General features: G+C 72.4%; 15 protein-coding genes. 12 read left to right on the top strand and 3 right to left on the bottom strand.

Annotation, left to right across the window (positions count from 1 at the left end; translation table 11 throughout):
- The first annotated feature begins 5 nt into the window (after positions 1 to 5).
- Genes BLQ67_RS02520 through BLQ67_RS02495 form a run of 6 tightly spaced genes read left to right on the top strand, consistent with a single transcriptional unit; the run spans position 6 to position 5,970 of the window.
- On the top strand, positions 6 to 893 hold the full coding sequence (locus BLQ67_RS02520; protein WP_092502151.1) for a DUF58 domain-containing protein: 888 nt from the start codon (positions 6 to 8) through the stop codon (positions 891 to 893).
- Positions 880 to 1,353 carry a hypothetical protein gene (locus tag BLQ67_RS02515; RefSeq protein ID WP_092502149.1) on the top strand — a complete coding sequence of 158 codons (474 nt, stop codon included), beginning with the start codon at positions 880 to 882 and terminating at the stop codon, positions 1,351 to 1,353. The genes BLQ67_RS02520 and BLQ67_RS02515 overlap by 14 nt, the downstream gene beginning before the upstream one ends.
- Complete coding sequence (locus BLQ67_RS02510; RefSeq protein ID WP_157674629.1) at positions 1,344 to 2,333, top strand: vWA domain-containing protein; 990 nt, start codon at positions 1,344 to 1,346, stop codon at positions 2,331 to 2,333. Before BLQ67_RS02515 ends, BLQ67_RS02510 begins: the two co-directional genes overlap by 10 nt.
- Entirely contained in the window at positions 2,330 to 3,313 is a 984-nt protein-coding gene (locus tag BLQ67_RS02505; RefSeq protein ID WP_092502145.1) for a vWA domain-containing protein, read from the top strand. The genes BLQ67_RS02510 and BLQ67_RS02505 overlap by 4 nt, the downstream gene beginning before the upstream one ends.
- Positions 3,313 to 4,149, top strand: a complete 837-nt coding sequence (locus tag BLQ67_RS02500) for a hypothetical protein (protein WP_092502143.1) — start codon at positions 3,313 to 3,315, stop codon at positions 4,147 to 4,149. Before BLQ67_RS02505 ends, BLQ67_RS02500 begins: the two co-directional genes overlap by 1 nt.
- 60 nt (positions 4,150 to 4,209) lie before the next feature.
- Positions 4,210 to 5,970, top strand: a complete 1,761-nt coding sequence (locus tag BLQ67_RS02495; RefSeq protein ID WP_092502141.1) for a proline--tRNA ligase — start codon at positions 4,210 to 4,212, stop codon at positions 5,968 to 5,970.
- 59 nt (positions 5,971 to 6,029) lie between these two features.
- Here BLQ67_RS02495 and BLQ67_RS16770 read toward each other — a convergent pair whose 3' ends face one another.
- Positions 6,030 to 6,686, bottom strand: coding sequence for a peptidylprolyl isomerase (locus BLQ67_RS16770; RefSeq protein ID WP_269457100.1), 657 nt, complete (start codon positions 6,684 to 6,686; stop codon positions 6,030 to 6,032).
- Between the two features lie 124 nt (positions 6,687 to 6,810).
- On the opposite strand from BLQ67_RS16770, the gene nusA reads away from it, so the two are divergent.
- From nusA to rbfA, 4 genes are all read left to right on the top strand, one after another.
- Positions 6,811 to 7,800 carry a transcription termination factor NusA gene (gene nusA / locus BLQ67_RS02485; protein WP_092502138.1) on the top strand — a complete coding sequence of 330 codons (990 nt, stop codon included), beginning with the start codon at positions 6,811 to 6,813 and terminating at the stop codon, positions 7,798 to 7,800.
- 37 nt (positions 7,801 to 7,837) lie between these two features.
- Positions 7,838 to 8,119, top strand: coding sequence for a YlxR family protein (locus BLQ67_RS02480; protein ID WP_092502136.1), 282 nt, complete (start codon positions 7,838 to 7,840; stop codon positions 8,117 to 8,119).
- A 78-nt stretch (positions 8,120 to 8,197) separates the two neighbouring features.
- On the top strand, positions 8,198 to 10,879 hold the full coding sequence (infB, locus tag BLQ67_RS02475) for a translation initiation factor IF-2 (RefSeq protein ID WP_092502134.1): 2,682 nt from the start codon (positions 8,198 to 8,200) through the stop codon (positions 10,877 to 10,879).
- Positions 10,880 to 11,003: 124 nt separating this feature from the next.
- On the top strand, positions 11,004 to 11,441 hold the full coding sequence (gene rbfA / locus BLQ67_RS02470; protein WP_092502132.1) for a 30S ribosome-binding factor RbfA: 438 nt from the start codon (positions 11,004 to 11,006) through the stop codon (positions 11,439 to 11,441).
- Positions 11,442 to 11,501: 60 nt separating this feature from the next.
- Here rbfA and BLQ67_RS02465 read toward each other — a convergent pair whose 3' ends face one another.
- Both BLQ67_RS02465 and BLQ67_RS02460 read right to left on the bottom strand, forming a co-directional pair.
- A complete protein-coding gene (locus BLQ67_RS02465) occupies positions 11,502 to 12,914 on the bottom strand; it encodes an RNB domain-containing ribonuclease (protein ID WP_092502130.1) in 1,413 nt (470 codons plus the stop codon).
- Positions 12,915 to 13,155: 241 nt separating this feature from the next.
- Complete coding sequence (locus tag BLQ67_RS02460) at positions 13,156 to 14,028, bottom strand: HhH-GPD family protein (protein ID WP_092502128.1); 873 nt, start codon at positions 14,026 to 14,028, stop codon at positions 13,156 to 13,158.
- Positions 14,029 to 14,141: 113 nt separating this feature from the next.
- Between BLQ67_RS02460 and BLQ67_RS02455 the strand changes: the two genes are divergently transcribed.
- Both BLQ67_RS02455 and BLQ67_RS02450 read left to right on the top strand, forming a co-directional pair.
- Entirely contained in the window at positions 14,142 to 15,455 is a 1,314-nt protein-coding gene (locus BLQ67_RS02455) for a DUF418 domain-containing protein (protein WP_231945135.1), read from the top strand.
- A gap of 9 nt (positions 15,456 to 15,464) precedes the next feature.
- Positions 15,465 to 16,166, top strand: coding sequence for a nucleoside/nucleotide kinase family protein (locus BLQ67_RS02450; protein ID WP_092502125.1), 702 nt, complete (start codon positions 15,465 to 15,467; stop codon positions 16,164 to 16,166).
- The last annotated feature ends 1 nt before the right edge of the window (position 16,167 follow it).

The following is a 16,167-nucleotide window of genomic DNA, read 5'->3' as shown; positions in this document are numbered from 1 at the left end:
TCGTCATGCAGCGCAGGCTCCAGAAGGTCAAGACGAAGATGGCGATCCACGCCCATCGTCGGACCTTCGAGCTGCTCGACGGCAACTACCAGTCGATCCACCACGGCCGCAGCCACGACTTCGACGACCTGCGCGAGTACGCGCCGGGCGACGAGGTGAAGGACATCGACTGGAAGGCGACGGCGCGCTCGACGACGCCGCTCGTGAAGCGATACATCGCCTCGCGGCAGCACAACGTCATCGTCGTGGTCGACACGGGCCGCAACATGGCGGCGACGGCCGAGAGCGGCGAGTCGAAGGAGGACGTCGCGATCCAGACGATCGGCATCCTCTCGTACCTCGCGATCAAGCACGGCGACCGCGTCGCGATGTACGCGGGCAACGCCGAGCACACGGGCTTCACGCCCGAGGGCGGCTCGGAGGCGCACCTCGAGCGCATGCTGCGCATGCTCGACGACCAGATCTCGCTCGATGCGCCCGACAGCGACCTGCAGCACGTGCTCGAGCAGGTGGCGAAGAGCGTGCGGCGCCGCTCGCTCGTCGTGATCGTGGCCGACGACCTCGCGTACACGCGCGAGCTCGACCAGGTGCTCGGCCGCCTGCACGTGCGGCACGAGGTGCTGTGGATCTCGATCGGCGACGCCGACCTCATGGCGCGCGACGCGAAGGCGCCCGAGATCTTCGGCGTCGCGGGCGACGCGCCGCTGCCCGACTACGTGCGACGCGACAAGCGCCTCATGCGCGCGTTCGACGAGGGCATCGCGCAGCGTCGCCGCACGCTGCAGCAGGAGCTGCTGTCGCTGGGCGTCGCGGCCGAGCGCATCCCGTCGTCCGACGAGGTCATCCCGGCGCTGTTCCGGCTGCTCGAGAGGCATCGTCGTGTTCGCCGTTGACGCTCCCGACCTGTACGGGCCGTTCCAGTACCAGCCGTGGTGGGTGCCCGGCGTGCTGCTCGTCGTCGCGCTCGCCGGCGCGTACTACGTCGTGTGGCTGTGCACGCGGCCGCGCGGCATCCTCGTGCCGCCGCCTCCGCCGCCGCGCAAGGTCGACGTGCGCTCGTTGAAGCAGAAGTACCTCGGCATGATCGACGAGGTCGCCCAGGAGCACGAGGCGGGCGAGCTGGATGCGCGCAGGCTGTCGCAGCGCCTGAGCCTCGTGCTGCGCTTCTTCGCGCACGAGTCGACGGGCGTCGTCGCCGAGGTCATGACCCTCGAGGACCTCGCCGACGCCGACCTGCCGACGGTGCACGGCGCCGTCGCCGAGTACTACCCGTCGTCGTTCCGCCGCACGGCGAAGCACGACCCCGAGGGCGCGATCGACATCGCCAGGAAGGTCGTGTCGACGTGGATGTAGGGCTGCTGCTGTGGTGGTGGATGCTGCCGGCGCTGCTCATCGTGGGCGGCGTGGTCGGCGTCCTCGCCGTCGTGCGCAGGCGTCGCGCCGAGCGCGGCAAGCCCGTGGCGCACATGGACCGCCTCACGGCGCTGCCGCGCTACAGGGCGGCGTTCGCCAGGTACCGCGCGTGGACGGCGCTCGGTCTCGTCGTGCTCATCGTCGGCGGCGTCGGCACGGCGTTCATCGCCGCGCGTCCGGCCGCGGTGAACGCGAACCAGAACGACGACTTCAAGCGCGACATCCTGCTGTGCCTCGACGTGTCGGGCTCGATGGTCGACGTCGACGCCGAGATCCTCGGCGTCTTCCAGCAGATCGCGCAGGGCCTCGACGGCGAGCGCATCGGCATGCGCATCTTCGACGCGTCGAGCGTCATGGCGTTCCCGCTCACGAGCGACTACGACTACATCGTCGAGCAGCTCGGGCGATACCAGCGGGCGTTCCAGGGCAACCTTGGCCCCGACGAGCAGTTCAGCTACGCGGCGGGCACGTCGAACGGCAACGGCGCGTCGCTCGTGGGCGACGGCCTCGCGTCGTGCGCGCTCGACTTCGCCGACACCGACGACACCGACCGGCCGCGCTCGATCATCCTCGCGACCGACAACATGGTGAACGGCCAGCAGATCTTCTCGCTCGAGCAGGCGGGCCAGCTGGCCATCGACAACGACGTGCGCGTGTACGCGATCAACCCGTTCGACTGGGGTGGGGATCCCGTGTCGGCGCAGCTGCAGAACGTGGCCGAGACGACGGGCGGCGCGTACTTCGCGCTCGACTTCGCCGACACGGTCTCGAGCATCGTCGAACGCGTCAACGCCATCGAGGCCGGCTACATCGAGACGCCACCCGAGGTGCAGATCGTCGACAGGCCGGGGCCGCTGCTGCCGATCCTCATGATGCTGGTCATCGGCGTGTGCGTCGTGGCGTGGAGGGTGCGACTGTGACGTTCCTGCCCGACATCCCCATCGCGGTGCTCGGCATCGTGGGCCTCGCGCTCGTGGGCCTGTGCGTGTGGCGCCTGATCGCCGAGCGCGGCCGACGCATCCACTGGATCCGCCGCACGCTCATGGCGATCGTCGTCATCGCGATGGTCGCGCGTCCCGGCGTGCCCGGCGGCGAGGTGCCGACGGGCTCGATCAACGTCAACGTCTTCCTCGTCATCGACACGTCGCAGTCGATCGCGGCCGAGGACTGGGGTCAGGGCGAGGCGCGCATCCAGGGCATCCGCGACGACGTGCGCGACGTCGCCTACGCGTTCGCCGGCTCGAACATCTCGGTCATCACGTTCGACTCGCAGCCGCAGCTGCGCGTGCCGCTCACCGACGACGGCTCGGCCGTCATCGAGCTCGTCAACGCGCTGAAGCCCGAGATCGGCTTCTTCTCGCAGGGCTCGTCGATCTCGGCGGCGCGCGACATGCTGCAGCAGGAGATCGAGCGGGCGGATGCGGCGCATCCGGGCGCGCCGACGCTCGTGTTCTACATGGGCGACGGCGAGCAGACGGCCGAGGCGCCGCCGCAGTCGTTCGACACGGTCGCGCCGCTCGTCGACGCGGGCTTCGTGCTCGGCTACGGCACCGAGCAGGGCGGCCGCATGCAGGAGTCGTCGTTCGAGCAGCCGACCGAGCCCGTCTACGTGCAGGATCCGGCGGGCGGCGATGCCATCAGCCGCATCGACGAGGCGGCGCTGCAGGAGATCGCGACGCAGATGGGCGTCAGCTACCTGCACCGCACGGCCGACGTCGACCTCGCGCCGTCGCTCGACGCCATGACGTCGCAGCAGGGCGAGGTCGACCTGTCGCAGACCGAGGAGGCGAGGCTCGACCTGTACTGGGTGCTCGCCGTGCCGCTGTTCCTGCTGCTCATGTGGGAGCTGTGGGTGTTCGCGGGGGCGCTGCGACTGCGCTCCGGCGCGAGGAGGCGATGATGACCGACACGCTCACGAGGGATGCCGCGCCCGCGCAGTCGGCGCCGCCGCACGTGCCGCCGCCGCCGAGGCGGCGCCGCTGGACCGACGACGCGCGCCGCAGGCTGCGCCTCATCCTCATGCTCGTGCTCGCGCCCATCACGATCGCGGGGCTCGTGCTCTCGGCGAAGCTCGTGAGCGTCAACGCCTTCGCGGACGCGTCGCAGAACGCGTTCGAGCGTCGCGCGTACCAGGAGGCCGAGATGCAGGCGCGCGGCCTGCAGTGGTGGAACTTCCTCGAGCCGTGGAAGGCGCCGTACGACGTGGGCGTCGCGCTCGGCATGCAGGGGAGCCCCGAGCAGCTCGTCGAGGCGCGCACGCTGCTCGAGGAGTCGCTGGCGCTCAACGGCCAGGAGGGCTCGAACGAGTACTGCATCATCCTCGTGTCGATCGTCTACGTCGTCGAGAAGCAGGGCGACCAGGCGCGCGAGGCCGACGACGTGCAGACCGCCAACGGGCTCTACGCCGAGGCGCTCGGCATCATCGATGCGGCGCCCGACGGCTGCTTCGCCGAGCCGACGATCATCCAGGCAGACACGGGCGAGCAGCTCGAGCAGGCCGTGCCGCGCATCGAGGAGAAGATCGAGGACGAGTCGGGCGGCGGCGGCGACTCCGAGGACCCGTCGGAGGGCGAGGAGTCGGAGTCCGAGGATCCGGCGGAGGGTCAGGAGCCCCAGACGCAGCAGGAGCAGCTCGAGGAGCAGAACCAGCAGGCGCAGGAGCAGCAGCAGCAGCAGGACGAGTACAACCAGCAGCAGGGCGAGGAAGGCAGCGGAGGCGTCGAGCAGCCCTGGTGACGTGACGCCTCGGGTCGTGCCGCGTCCGACGCGGCTCGTCGCGGCTCGTAGGATCGTGGGGTGATCCGGCTCTCCCAGCTCTTCCTCACGACCCTCCGCGACGATCCGGCCGAGGCCGACGCCGTCAGCCATCGGCTGCTGCTGCGTGCCGGCTACATCCGCCGTGCGGGGTCGGGCCTCTTCGCGTGGCTGCCGCTCGGTCTGCGGGTGCGCCGCCGCATCGAGGAGATCGTCCGTCAGGAGATGACGGCAGCGGGCGCCCAGGAGGTGCTCTTCCCTGGCCTGCTGCCGCGCGAGCCGTACGAGCGCACGGGGCGCTGGACCGAGTACGGCGACGGCATCTTCCGCCTGCAGGACCGCAAGGGCGCCGACCACCTGCTCGCGCCGACGCACGAGGAGGTCTTCACGCTGCTCGTGCAGGACGTCGTGTCGTCGTACAAGCAGCTGCCGCTGACGATCTACCAGATCCAGGACAAGTACCGCGACGAGACGCGGCCCCGCGCGGGCCTGCTGCGTGCACGCGAGTTCACGATGAAGGACGCGTACTCGTTCGACATCACCGACGAGGGCCTCGCGGCCAGCTACCAGGCGCAGCGCGACGCGTACGAGCGCATCTTCCAGCGCCTCGGCCTCGACTACGTCATCGTCGCGGCCGACGCCGGTGCCATGGGCGGCTCGCGGTCGGAGGAGTTCCTGCACCCGACGGCGATCGGCGAGGACGCGTTCGTGCGCTCGGCGAGCGGGTACGCCGCGAACGTCGAGGCGTTCACGACGCTCGTGCCCGACGCCATCGGGTTCGACGACGCCCCCGCGGCGGTCGTGCACGACACGCCCGCGACGCCCACGATCGACACCCTCGTCGCCCACGCCAACGAGCACCAGCCGCGCGCGACGCCGTGGACGGCCGCCGACACGCTGAAGAACGTCGTGCTGCGTCTCACGCACCTCGACGGCTCGCGCGAGCTCGTCGTCGTCGGCCTGCCCGGCGACCGCGAGGTCGACGAGAAGCGCGCCGAGGTGGCGTTCCAGCCGGCGGAGGTCGAGTCGGCGACCGAGGCGGACTTCGCCGCGAACCCCGGCCTCGTGAAGGGCTACATCGGCCCCTGGTCGGCCGCGGGCGCCGTGCTCGGCGAGCAGTCGACCACCGGCATCCGCTACCTGCTCGACCCCCGGGTCGTCGACGGCACGACGTGGCTCACGGGTGCGAACGAGGACGGCAGGCACGTCTTCGGGCTCGTCGCCGGCCGCGACTTCGTCGGCGACGGCACCGTCGAGGTCGCGTCGGTGCGCGAGGGCGACCCCGCGCCCGACGGCTCGGGTCCCGTGACGATCGAGCGCGGCATGGAGATCGGCCACGTCTTCCAGCTGGGCCGCAAGTACGCGGAGGCGCTGGGCCTGCAGGTGCTCGACGAGTCCGGCCGACTGCAGACCGTCACGATGGGCTCGTACGGCATCGGCGTCACGCGCAACCTCGCGGCGATCGTCGAGGGCCACCACGACGACAAGGGCATCGTGTGGCCGCGCGAGATCGCGCCGTTCGACGTGCACGTCGTCGCCACGGGCCGCGACGAGGCCGTCTTCGCGATCGCCGAGCAGCTCGTCGCCGACATCGAGGCGACCGGCCTCGAGGTGCTCTTCGACGACCGCGCGAAGGTGAGCCCGGGCGTGAAGTTCGGCGACGCCGAGCTCATCGGCGTGCCGCGCGTCGTCGTCGTGGGCCGGGGCGCCGTCGAGGGCCTCGGCGAGCTGTGGGATCGCGCGACGGGCGAGCGCGCAGAGGTGCGCCTCGACGAGGTCGTCGCGCGCCTGCAGCAGGGCTGACCGCCACGACGAAGGGCCGGACGCGATGCGCGTCCGGCCCTTCGTGGTTCGTCGGCGGGTCAGCCGATGGCGACCGACGCGATCGTCACGTCGTCGGCGGGCGCGCCATCGGGCCCGCCGCCTGCGACGCCTGCCGCGCCGATCGCGGCGACGACGGCGAGGCCGGCCTCGTCCATCGTGCCGAAGACCGTGTACGACGGCGGCAGGGGCGAGTCCTCGTAGACGAGGAAGAACTGCGAGCCGTTCGTGTCGGGGCCGGCGTTCGCCATCGCGACCGTGCCTGCCGAGTACGTCTCGGTGCCGTCGAGCTCGTCGGCGTACGAGTACCCGGGCCCGCCGCGGCCCGTGCCGGTCGGGTCGCCGCACTGCAGCACGAAGATGCCCTCGGTCGTGAGGCGGTGGCACTGCGTGCCGTCGAGGTAGCCCTGGTCGGCGAGCGAGGTGAAGCTGCCGACCGTGCACGGGGTGCGGTCGGCGTCGAGGGTCATGCCGATCGCGCCCGCGCTCGTCTCGAGCGTCACGGCGACCTCGCCCGAGACCGCGGGCTCGGCGGGCGGGGCCTCGACGGCGCCGCTGCCGTCGGAGACGTAGGCGCAGCCGTCGGTCGCGGTGCCGGCGGAGGTCGACGGGGACGCGGGGGAGTCGGGGGTCGAGCACGCGACGAGCGCGAGCGTGGCGGAGAGCAGCAGGGCGGCGGGGATGAGTCGGGAGCGCACGACTCGACGGTATCCGGTCGCGCGAGCGGGTCGTCCCCGGCCCGACGGCGCCCGCGTGCCGTGCCCGCCGCATCCGGTATCCTCGAAGGTCTGCCCGACCACAACTGCATACAGGAGGCGCCCCATGGAGATCGATCTCAGCGTGCTGAAGCACCTCGAGCGCGAGCGCGAGGTCCCGTTCGACGAGCTGATCGTCATCACCGAGCAGGCCATCCTGCAGGCGTACCTGCGCTCCGAGGAGCACCGCGCCGCCGACGCGCCCCGCGTGCGCGTCACGATCGACCGCAAGTCCGGTCTCGTGCAGGTGTTCCAGACCGAGGTCGACGAGGACGGCAACGTCATCGGCGAGTCGCCCGTCGCGCAGGAGGACTTCGGTCGCATCGCCGCGTCGGCAGCGAAGCAGGTCATCTTCGAGCGCCTGCGCGCCCACTCCGACGAGTCGATCCTCGGCGACTTCAAGAGCCGCGAGGGCGAGATCGTCGCCGGCGTCGTGCAGCAGGGCCCGAACCCGCGCATGGTCTACGTGCAGATCGGCGAGATCGAGGCGATCATGCCGCCCGAGGAGCGAGTCCCGGGCGCCGAGTACCGCCACGGCCAGCGCCTGCGCGTGCTCATCACGAAGGTCGAGCGCGGCCGCACGGGCCCGCAGGTCACCGTGTCGCGCACGCACCCCGCGCTCGTGCGCAAGCTCTTCGCGCACGAGGTGCCCGAGATCGCGAGCGGCCAGGTCGAGATCGTCGCCATCGCGCGCGAGGCCGGCCACCGCTCGAAGATCGCCGTCATCGCGAAGGCCCCCGGCATCAACGCCAAGGGCGCAGCGATCGGCGAGATGGGCTCGCGCGTGCGCGCCGTGCAGTCGGAGCTCGGCGAGGAGAAGATCGACATCGTCGACTACTCCGACGACCTCGCGACGTTCGTCGCGAACGCCCTGAGCCCCGCGAAGGTCTCGGACGCGTTCGTGCTCGACGCGAAGCTCAAGGCCGTGCGCGCCCTCGTGCCCGACTTCCAGCTCTCGCTCGCGATCGGCAAGGAGGGCCAGAACGCCCGCCTCGCCGCGAAGCTCACGGGCTCGAAGATCGACATCCAGCCCGACTCCGTCATGGACGAGGACTAGGGAAGCGTCGAGCCGCTTCCAGCGTTGGGATAGACTGATGCCCATCCGCATGTGCCTCGGCTGCCGCATGCGCTGCGAGCAGGACGCCCTGGTGCGTCTCGTCGCGGCGAACGGCGCGGTGGTCGTCGACGAAGGTCGACGCCTGCCAGGCAGGGGCGCGTGGGTGCACTCGGATGCTGCGTGCGTCCAGCGGGCGACGAGATCGCTCGGACACGCGCTGCGCTCGAGGGGACTCGACGCGACGCCCATCGAAGCGTGGGCGGCACGACTGGCCGGAGACGGCCACGACAGGAAGACAGAAACCACCATGGACAACTGATGAGCGGCTCGAGATGAGACCCGTCAGCTAGACGTCCGTCCCCTGATCCGGGGTCGGACCCGGACAGGAGAACAACCAGTGGCAAATCCACGCGTACACGAGATCGCCGCCGAGCTCGGCGTCGAGAGCAAGGTCGCGCTCGCGAAGCTGAAGGAGATGGGGGAGTTCGTCAAGGGCCCCGCATCCGCCGTCGCACCGCCGGTCGCGCGCAAGCTCAAGGCCGCCCTCGAGGAGGCCGGCGTCACGAAGCAGCCCGAGGCTGCAGCGGCAGCACCGGCGCAGGAGAAGCCTGCGTCGAAGCCCGCAGCGAAGCCCGCCGGCGCGAAGCCCGCCGCGGCGAAGCCCGCCGCCGAGGCGCCCGCGCCCGCCGCGCCCGCAGCTCCCGCTGCGGCGAAGCCCGCCGAGGCTCCGGCTGCCAAGCCCGCCGAGGCTGCCGAGGCAACGGCCCCGGCGACCCCCGCCGCACCGGCAGGCGACTCGCCGACCCCCAACGCCATCCCGCGCCCCATGGCGCGTCCCGGCGCGCCCCGCCCCGGCAACAACCCCTTCGCGTCGTCGCAGGGCATGGGCCGTCCCCGCGGTGGCAACAACCCGTTCACCGCGCGTCCCACGCGTGACAGCCCGCGTCCGGGCGCTCCGCGTCCCGGCGCACCCCGTCCGGGCGCCCCGCGTCCCGGCTCGCCCCGTCCCGGCGCTCCGCGCGGCGGCCAGGGCGGCCCCGGTGGCGGCGGCCTCGGCTTCCAGCGCCCCGGCGCCGGCCAGCCCGGTCGTGGCGCCCCCGGTCGTGGCGGCCCCGCGTTCGCGGGTCGTCGTGGCCGCGGTCCCGGCGGCACCGCCGGCGCGTTCGGCAAGGGCGGCGGCAAGGCCAAGTCGCGCAAGTCGAAGCGTACGAAGCGGCTCGAGTTCGAGATGCGCGAGGCGCCATCGCTCGGCGGCGTGCGCGTCCGTCGCGGCGAGGGCCAGGTCATCCGCATGCGCCGCGGCGCATCCATCTCGGACTTCGCCGAGAAGATCGACGTGAGCCCCGGCGACCTCGTGCAGGTGCTGTTCCACCTGGGCGAGATGGCCACGGCCACCGAGTCGCTCGACGAGTCGACGTTCGAGATCCTCGGTGAGGAGCTCGGCTACCGCATCCAGATCGTCAGCCCCGAGGACGAGGACAAGGAGCTCCTCGAGGGCTTCGGCCTCGACCTCGAGCAGGAGCTCGAGGACGAGGACGAGAGCGACCTGGAGTTCCGCGCCCCCGTCGTCACGGTCATGGGTCACGTCGACCACGGCAAGACGCGACTGCTCGACGCGATCCGCAAGTCGAACGTCATCGACGGCGAGGCCGGCGGCATCACGCAGCACATCGGTGCGTACCAGGTGTACCGCGAGCACGAGGGCATCGACCGTGCCGTCACGTTCATCGACACCCCCGGTCACGAGGCCTTCACGGCCATGCGTGCCCGCGGTGCGCGCGTCACCGACCTCGCGATCCTCGTGGTCGCGGCCGACGATGGCATCATGCCCCAGACGGTCGAGGCGCTGAACCACGCGCAGGCCGCAGGCGTGCCGATCGTGGTCGCGGTCAACAAGGTCGACAAGGAGGGCGCGAACCCCGCCAAGGTGCGCCAGCAGCTCACCGAGTACAACCTCGTGGCCGAGGAGTACGGCGGCGACGTCATGTTCGTCGACGTGTCCGCGCTCACGGGCAAGGGCGTCGACGAGCTCATCGAGGCCGTCCTCCTCACGGCGGACGCTGGCCTCGACCTGCGTGCCAACCCCAACAAGGAGGCGCGCGGCGTCGCGATCGAGGCTCGCCTCGACAAGGGCCGCGGTGCGGTCACGACCGTGCTCATCCAGTCGGGCACGCTGCGCATCGGCGACGCGATCGTCGCGGGCACGGCCTACGGCCGCGTGCGCGCCATGACCCTCGACGACGGCACCCCCGTCGACGAGGCATGGCCCTCGATGCCCGTGCAGGTGCAGGGCCTCTCGTCGGTCCCGCGCGCAGGCGACACCTTCCTCGTCACCGAGGAGGACCGCACGGCGCGTCAGATCGCCGAGAAGCGCGAGGCCGTCGAGCGCAACGCCCTCCTGGCGAAGGCTCGCAAGCGCCTGTCGCTCGAGGACTTCAAGCTCGCGCTCGAGCAGGGCAAGGTCGAGACCCTCAACCTCATCATCAAGGGCGACGTGTCCGGTGCGGTCGAGGCGCTCGAGGAGTCGCTGCTCAAGATCGACATCGACGACTCGGTCGACCTCCGCATCATCCACCGCGGCGTCGGTGCGATCACGGAGTCCGACGTGAACCTGGCGACGGTCGACGACGCCGTGATCATCGGCTTCAACGTGCGACCCGACACGAAGGCGCGCGAGCGAGCAGCTCGCGAGGGCGTCGACGTGCGCTTCTACAACGTCATCTACGCAGCGATCGACGACATCGAGAGCTCGCTGAAGGGCATGCTGAAGCCGGAGTACGAGGAGGTCCAGTCGGGCGTCGCGGAGATCCGGGAGGTGTTCCGCTCGTCGAAGTGGGGCAACATCGCCGGTGTCATCGTGCGCTCCGGCACGATCACCCGCAACGCCAAGGCGCGCGTCATCCGCGACGGCGTCGTGCTGGCCGATGGCCTCGCCATCGAGTCGCTGCGCCGCTTCAAGGACGACGTCACCGAGGTCAAGACCGACTTCGAGTGCGGCATCGGTCTGGGCAAGTTCAACGACATCCAGCTCGGCGACGAGATCGAGACCATCGAGATGGTCGAGAAGCCGCGCGACTGATTCGGCGAACGCGCAAGGATGGGGTGGCTGCGGCCACCCCATCCGTGCATCCGGCGCTCGCCGGACGTCCGGGCAGGGCATGGCAGGACCGACGCCGCAGGCGTCGAGGAGAGAAGGAGGAGTCGTGGGAGAGAACCCCAGGGCCCGCAAGATCGCGGACCGCATCCAGGAGATCACCGCGAAGACGCTCGAGCGCGAGATCCGCGACCCGCGACTCGGGTTCGTGACGATCACCGACGTGCGCGTCACCGGCGACCTGCAGCACGCGTCGATCTTCTACACCGTCTACGGCTCCGACGAGGAGCGCAGCGACTCCGCCGCCGCGCTGCAGTCGGCGAAGGGCGTCGTGCGCCGTGAGATCGGCAAGGGTCTCACGCTGCGGCTCACGCCGTCGGTCGAGTTCATCCTCGACGCGCTGCCCGAGAACGCGGCGTCGATCGACCACCTGCTCGACGAGGCGCGCTCGCGCGACGCCGCGACGAGCAAGGAGCAGTCGACGGCGTCGTACGCGGGCGAGGCCGACCCGTACCGCAAGCCTCGCGAGCTCGACGACGAGGACTGACCGTCCGACGGATGGGCCCGGCACGCATGGCGCGCCGGGCCCTTCGTCGTGCGTGCGGGCTCAGACCTCGTCGAGCGCGATCGTGCCGTCGGCGACGGATGCGGCGCGCACGCGCACGCGGATGCGCGTGGCTGGCTCGGCAGCCGTGACGACGCGCGCCTCGACGGGCGGGTCGACGAGCTGCACGACGGCCTCGTCGTCGCGGCGCTCGACGACGAGCGCGTCGAGCTCGTCGCCGATGCGGGGCTCGAGGATCCACGCAGCGACCGCGCGCAGCGACTCGCGCTCGAGCTGCGACGCGCGCGAGCCCGACGACCGCATGGCCTCGGGCACGCCCTGCGCGGCCTCGCGCGCCCACGCGGGCACGTCGCGGCCGTTGGCGATGGCCTCGCAGTGGGCGAGCACGATGCGGTCGACGAAACGCCGCAGCGGCGCGGTCGCATGCGCGTACGGTGCGCCGATCGCGGCCTGCACCACGGCATCCGCGCCGGGCGTGCCCCCGTCGAGCACGAGGTAGTCGGCGCCGCGGAACAGGCGCCGGGCGGCGGCGAGGATCGCGACGGTCGTCGGCTCGGCGCGGTCGAGGCGGCGCAGGAAGGCGCCGTAGTGCTCGCCCTCGGCCCACGGCACGCCGAGCGCCTCCGTGGCACGGCGGAAGTCGCGGATGGCGCCCTTCGACGGGCGCGGCATCGTGCGCAGCACGCCCTCGCCGGCCGCGAGCTGCATCCTGGCCGCCTCCATGCCGGTCATGAGGCTGATCTGCGCGTTCCACTGCTCGACCGGCAGGGGCGCGCGGCGCTCGATGCGCCAGCCGTGCTCGTCGTGCACGACCTCCTCGTCGGGCGCGTCGAGGCTCGCGCCCTCGCGCGCCGCCTCGAGCACGATGCGTCGCTCGCCGACGGTGCACAGCATGCCGAGCTGCGCGTCGCCCGCGTCGATGCGCGCCTGCGCCTCGGGGTAGGAGAGCTGCTCGCGGCTGCGGATGCGGGCGCGCTCGAGGCTCGTGTCGCGCACGGCGCCCGCGGCGTCGAGCACGAACGTCCACACGAGTGCCTGCCGCTCGACTCCGGGGAGCAGGCTCGCGGCATCCTCGCTCAGCACCGTCGGGTGCAGCGGCACGCGCGCGTCGGGCGCGTAGAGCGTCTGGCCGCGCCTGCGAGCCTCGGCGTCGACGGCACCGCCGGGCTCGACGAACGCCGGCACGTCGGCGATGGCGTAGCGCACGACGTGGCCGTCGCCGTCGGCCTCGATCGCCAGCGCCTGGTCGAGGTCGGTCGAGCCGGCTGGGTCGATCGTGACGAACGGCACGTCGGTGCGGTCGACGCCCTCGAGAGGGCGCTGCGCGGCGCGGGCGGCCTCGGCCTCGACGGCCGGCGGGAAGGCCTCGTCGGCGCCCAGGTCGGCGCGGATGGCGGCGAGCGCGGCGGTGAGCTCGGGAGCGTCGGCGCGGAGCCGTTGCTGTCGCAGGGGCACGGGTCGACCCTAGCCAGGCTCGATCCGAGTCGCCTCCCACCAGCTGGTCGAGGAGGCCCCGAGCCGCAGGCGAGGAGCCGTCACGAGACCTCGCGACGTGCCCGCTCGACGCGACCCACGAGCATGGCTGGGCAGGAGCCGCGGTGGCGTGGTCTCGTGACGCGTGCTCGCCTGGCGGCTCGCGCGCTCCTCGACCAGCTGAAGGGGCGGCTCGCGCTCCTCGACCAGCTGCTGGAGGGGATCAGTGCGGCAGCCGCACCGCCTCGCCCTCCACCACGACGAGGCCGTCGTCGGCGAGGGAGGCGATGGCGCGCGACAGCTGCTCGGCGTCGGGCCACAGCGGGGCGAGCTCGGCGAGCGTGAGCGGCACGTCGACGCCGCGCAGGGCGCGCAGCACCGTGCCGCGCGTCTGCCGGTCGCTGCCGGCGAACGCCGCCTGCCGCGGGGCGCGCCGGCCCTCGTACGCCGGCTTCCCCGCGGCGACCCACGCGCAGTCGCCCACGAGCGGGCACTCGTCGCAGCGTGGCGCGCGAGCCGTGCAGACGAGGGCGCCGAGCTCCATGAGCGCGATCGACACGGTGCCCGCCTCGGCGACGTCGTCGGGCAGCAGCGCCTCGACGCGCGCGAGGTCCGCGCGCGCCGCCGGGCCCGCATCCCCCTGCCCTTGCACGGCCCGAGCGACGACGCGGCGCACATTCGTGTCGACGACGGGATGCCGCTGCTGGAAGTGGAAGACGGCGACGGCCCGCGCCGTGTAGTCGCCGATGCCCGGGAGCGCGAGCAGCTGGGCCACGTCGTCGGGCACGACGCCGCCGTGCCGCTCGACGATCGCGCGCGCCGCATCCTGCAGCCGCAGCGCCCGCCGCGGGTACCCGAGCGTGCCCCAGGCGCGCAGCACCTCGTGCGTCGGCGCATCGGCGAGGTCGGCGGGCGTCGGCCAGCGATCGAGCCACTCGACGATCGCGGTGCGCACGCGCGCGACCTGCGTCTGCTGCAGCATGATCTCGCTCACGAGCGTGCCCCACGCCGTGAACCCGGGCTCGCGCCACGGCAGGTCGCGCCGATGCTCGGCGTACCAGGGCGCGAGGCGTGCGTGCAGCAGGTCCGCGTCCATCCGACCAGGCTACGGGCGCGGCGGGCCCGAAGCCCGCCTCCGCCGAGCGGCGGGCGCGCAGGTCCGACCACGGGTGGATGCGCGACGCGTCGGGCGTCCCTAGCGTCGGATGCGTGACGATCCCAGCCCCCGCATCCGGTCCGACCGCCACCACGCCGACCAGCACCGCGTCGACGCCCGCCGCATCCCGCGTGCGCGCCATCGCGCCCGACCTCGCGCGCGGCCTCATGCTGCTCATGATCGCCCTGGCGAACATGCCCTTCCACCTCTACGGCCGCGACGTGGCGATGTCGTCGATGCACTTCGACGGCGGCGACCTCGGCGACCGCATCTGGCAGGCGATCGCGATCATCGCGATCGACGGGCGCTCGTACCCGCTGTTCGCGTTCCTGTTCGGCTACGGCATGTGGCAGCTGTACCGGAGGCAGCTCGCTGCCGGGGCGACGTCGCTCGAGGCGCGGCGGCTGCTGCGGCGCCGGCACTGGTGGATGCTCGCGTTCGGCGCCGTGCACGCCGCGCTGCTGTGGGGCGGCGACATCATCGGCGCCTACGGCCTCGTGGGCCTGCTCGTGGGCTGGCTCTTCGTCGAGCGCAGGGACCGCACGATCGTGATCTGGGCGAGCGTGCTCGGCGGCCTGCTCGCGCTCGGCGCGCTCGCGTGGATGGCGATGGGCCTCGTCGCGACCCTCTTCGGCGTCACCGACCTCGGCGACGTCTCGCTGCCCGCGGTCGCCGGCATCGACTCGTACCTCGCCTCGATCCTCGCGAGGCTCGGCATGTGGGCGCCCGTGACGTTCGTGCAGGGCGTCTTCGGCCTCGCCGTGCCGGTCGCGATCCTGCTCGCGATCCTCGCCGCCCGCCACGGCATGCTCGAGGAGCCCGAGCGGCACCGCGCCCTGCTCGCGAAGGTCGCGGTCGGCGGCATCGCCATCGCCTGGTCGGCGGGCATCCTCGCGTTCCTCGAGCACGTCGACGTCATCCCCGTCATGCCGACGACGTTCTGGATGCTGCACACCGCCGCGGGCGTCGCGGGCGGCCTCGGCTACGCCGCGCTCTTCGGCCTCGTCGCCGCACGGCTCGCGCAGCGTCCGCTCGGCCCGGTGTCGAAGGCGCTCACCGCCGTCGGCAAGCGGTCGATGACGAGCTACCTGCTGCAGTCGGTGCTGTTCGCGCCCGTGCTGTCGGCGTGGGGCCTCGGCCTCGGCGGGGTGCTCACCGAGTGGCAGGGCGCGCTGTACGCGCTCGGCGTGTGGCTCGTGACGGTCGCGGTCGCCGTCGCGCTCGACGCGGCCGGGCGACGGGGACCGGCCGAGACGCTGCTGCGCAGGCTCGCGTACCCGCGCGATGCGAAGGCGCAGCCGACGGCGATGCGCGATGCCGCTGCGCCCTCGGCGAGCAGCGCCCCGGTGCCGACCGTGCGCGGCTAGCCTGGCTGCATGGCCGATCAGCAGCTCCTCATGCAGGCGGCGTCGTGGACGCCCGAGCAGAAGGCGCTCTACACCGAGGTCGTGCGCGTCGTCGTCGCCCGCAGCCCGCGCGGCCGCCGCATCGTGGCGGTCGACGGGCGCGACGGCGTCGGCAAGACCCACCTCGCCGACGCGCTGCACGTCGCGTTCGCCCGTGCAGGCGTGCAGTCGTTCCGCGCGAGCCTCGACGACTTCCACCAGCCGCGCGAGCGCCGCTACCGCCAGGGTCGCGACTCGTGGGCCGGCTACTACGAGGATGCGTTCGACCTCGAGCTCGCCGACCGCGTGCTGCTGCAGCCGTTCCGCATGGGCGGCTCGACGGGCTTCATGACGAAGGCCTTCGACCTCGACACCGACCAGCCCGTCGAGATGGACTGGAAGACCGCCGGGCCCGACGCCGTGCTCATCGTCGACGGCGTCTTCCTGCTGCGTCCCGCGTTCAAGGGACGCTGGCACTTCGTGCTGCGGCTCGAGGCGTCGGATGCGGAGCGCGGCGCGCGCCTGCAGCGGCGCGACGGCGCGCATCCGCTCGTCACCGATCCCTCGCACGACCGGTACCGGCTCGCGCACGAGCACTACGAGCGGCTCGCCGACCCCGTGCGCAACGCCGACATGGTCATCGACACCACCGACTGGCGCGCGCCGCGGCAGGTGTTCCAGGACCGCTGCTGAC

Source organism: Agrococcus jejuensis, from assembly GCF_900099705.1.
Taxonomy (GTDB): domain Bacteria; phylum Actinomycetota; class Actinomycetes; order Actinomycetales; family Microbacteriaceae; genus Agrococcus; species Agrococcus jejuensis.
Note: the sequence above shows the minus strand (reverse complement) of the source record. Positions and strands in the feature narration are given on the sequence as shown.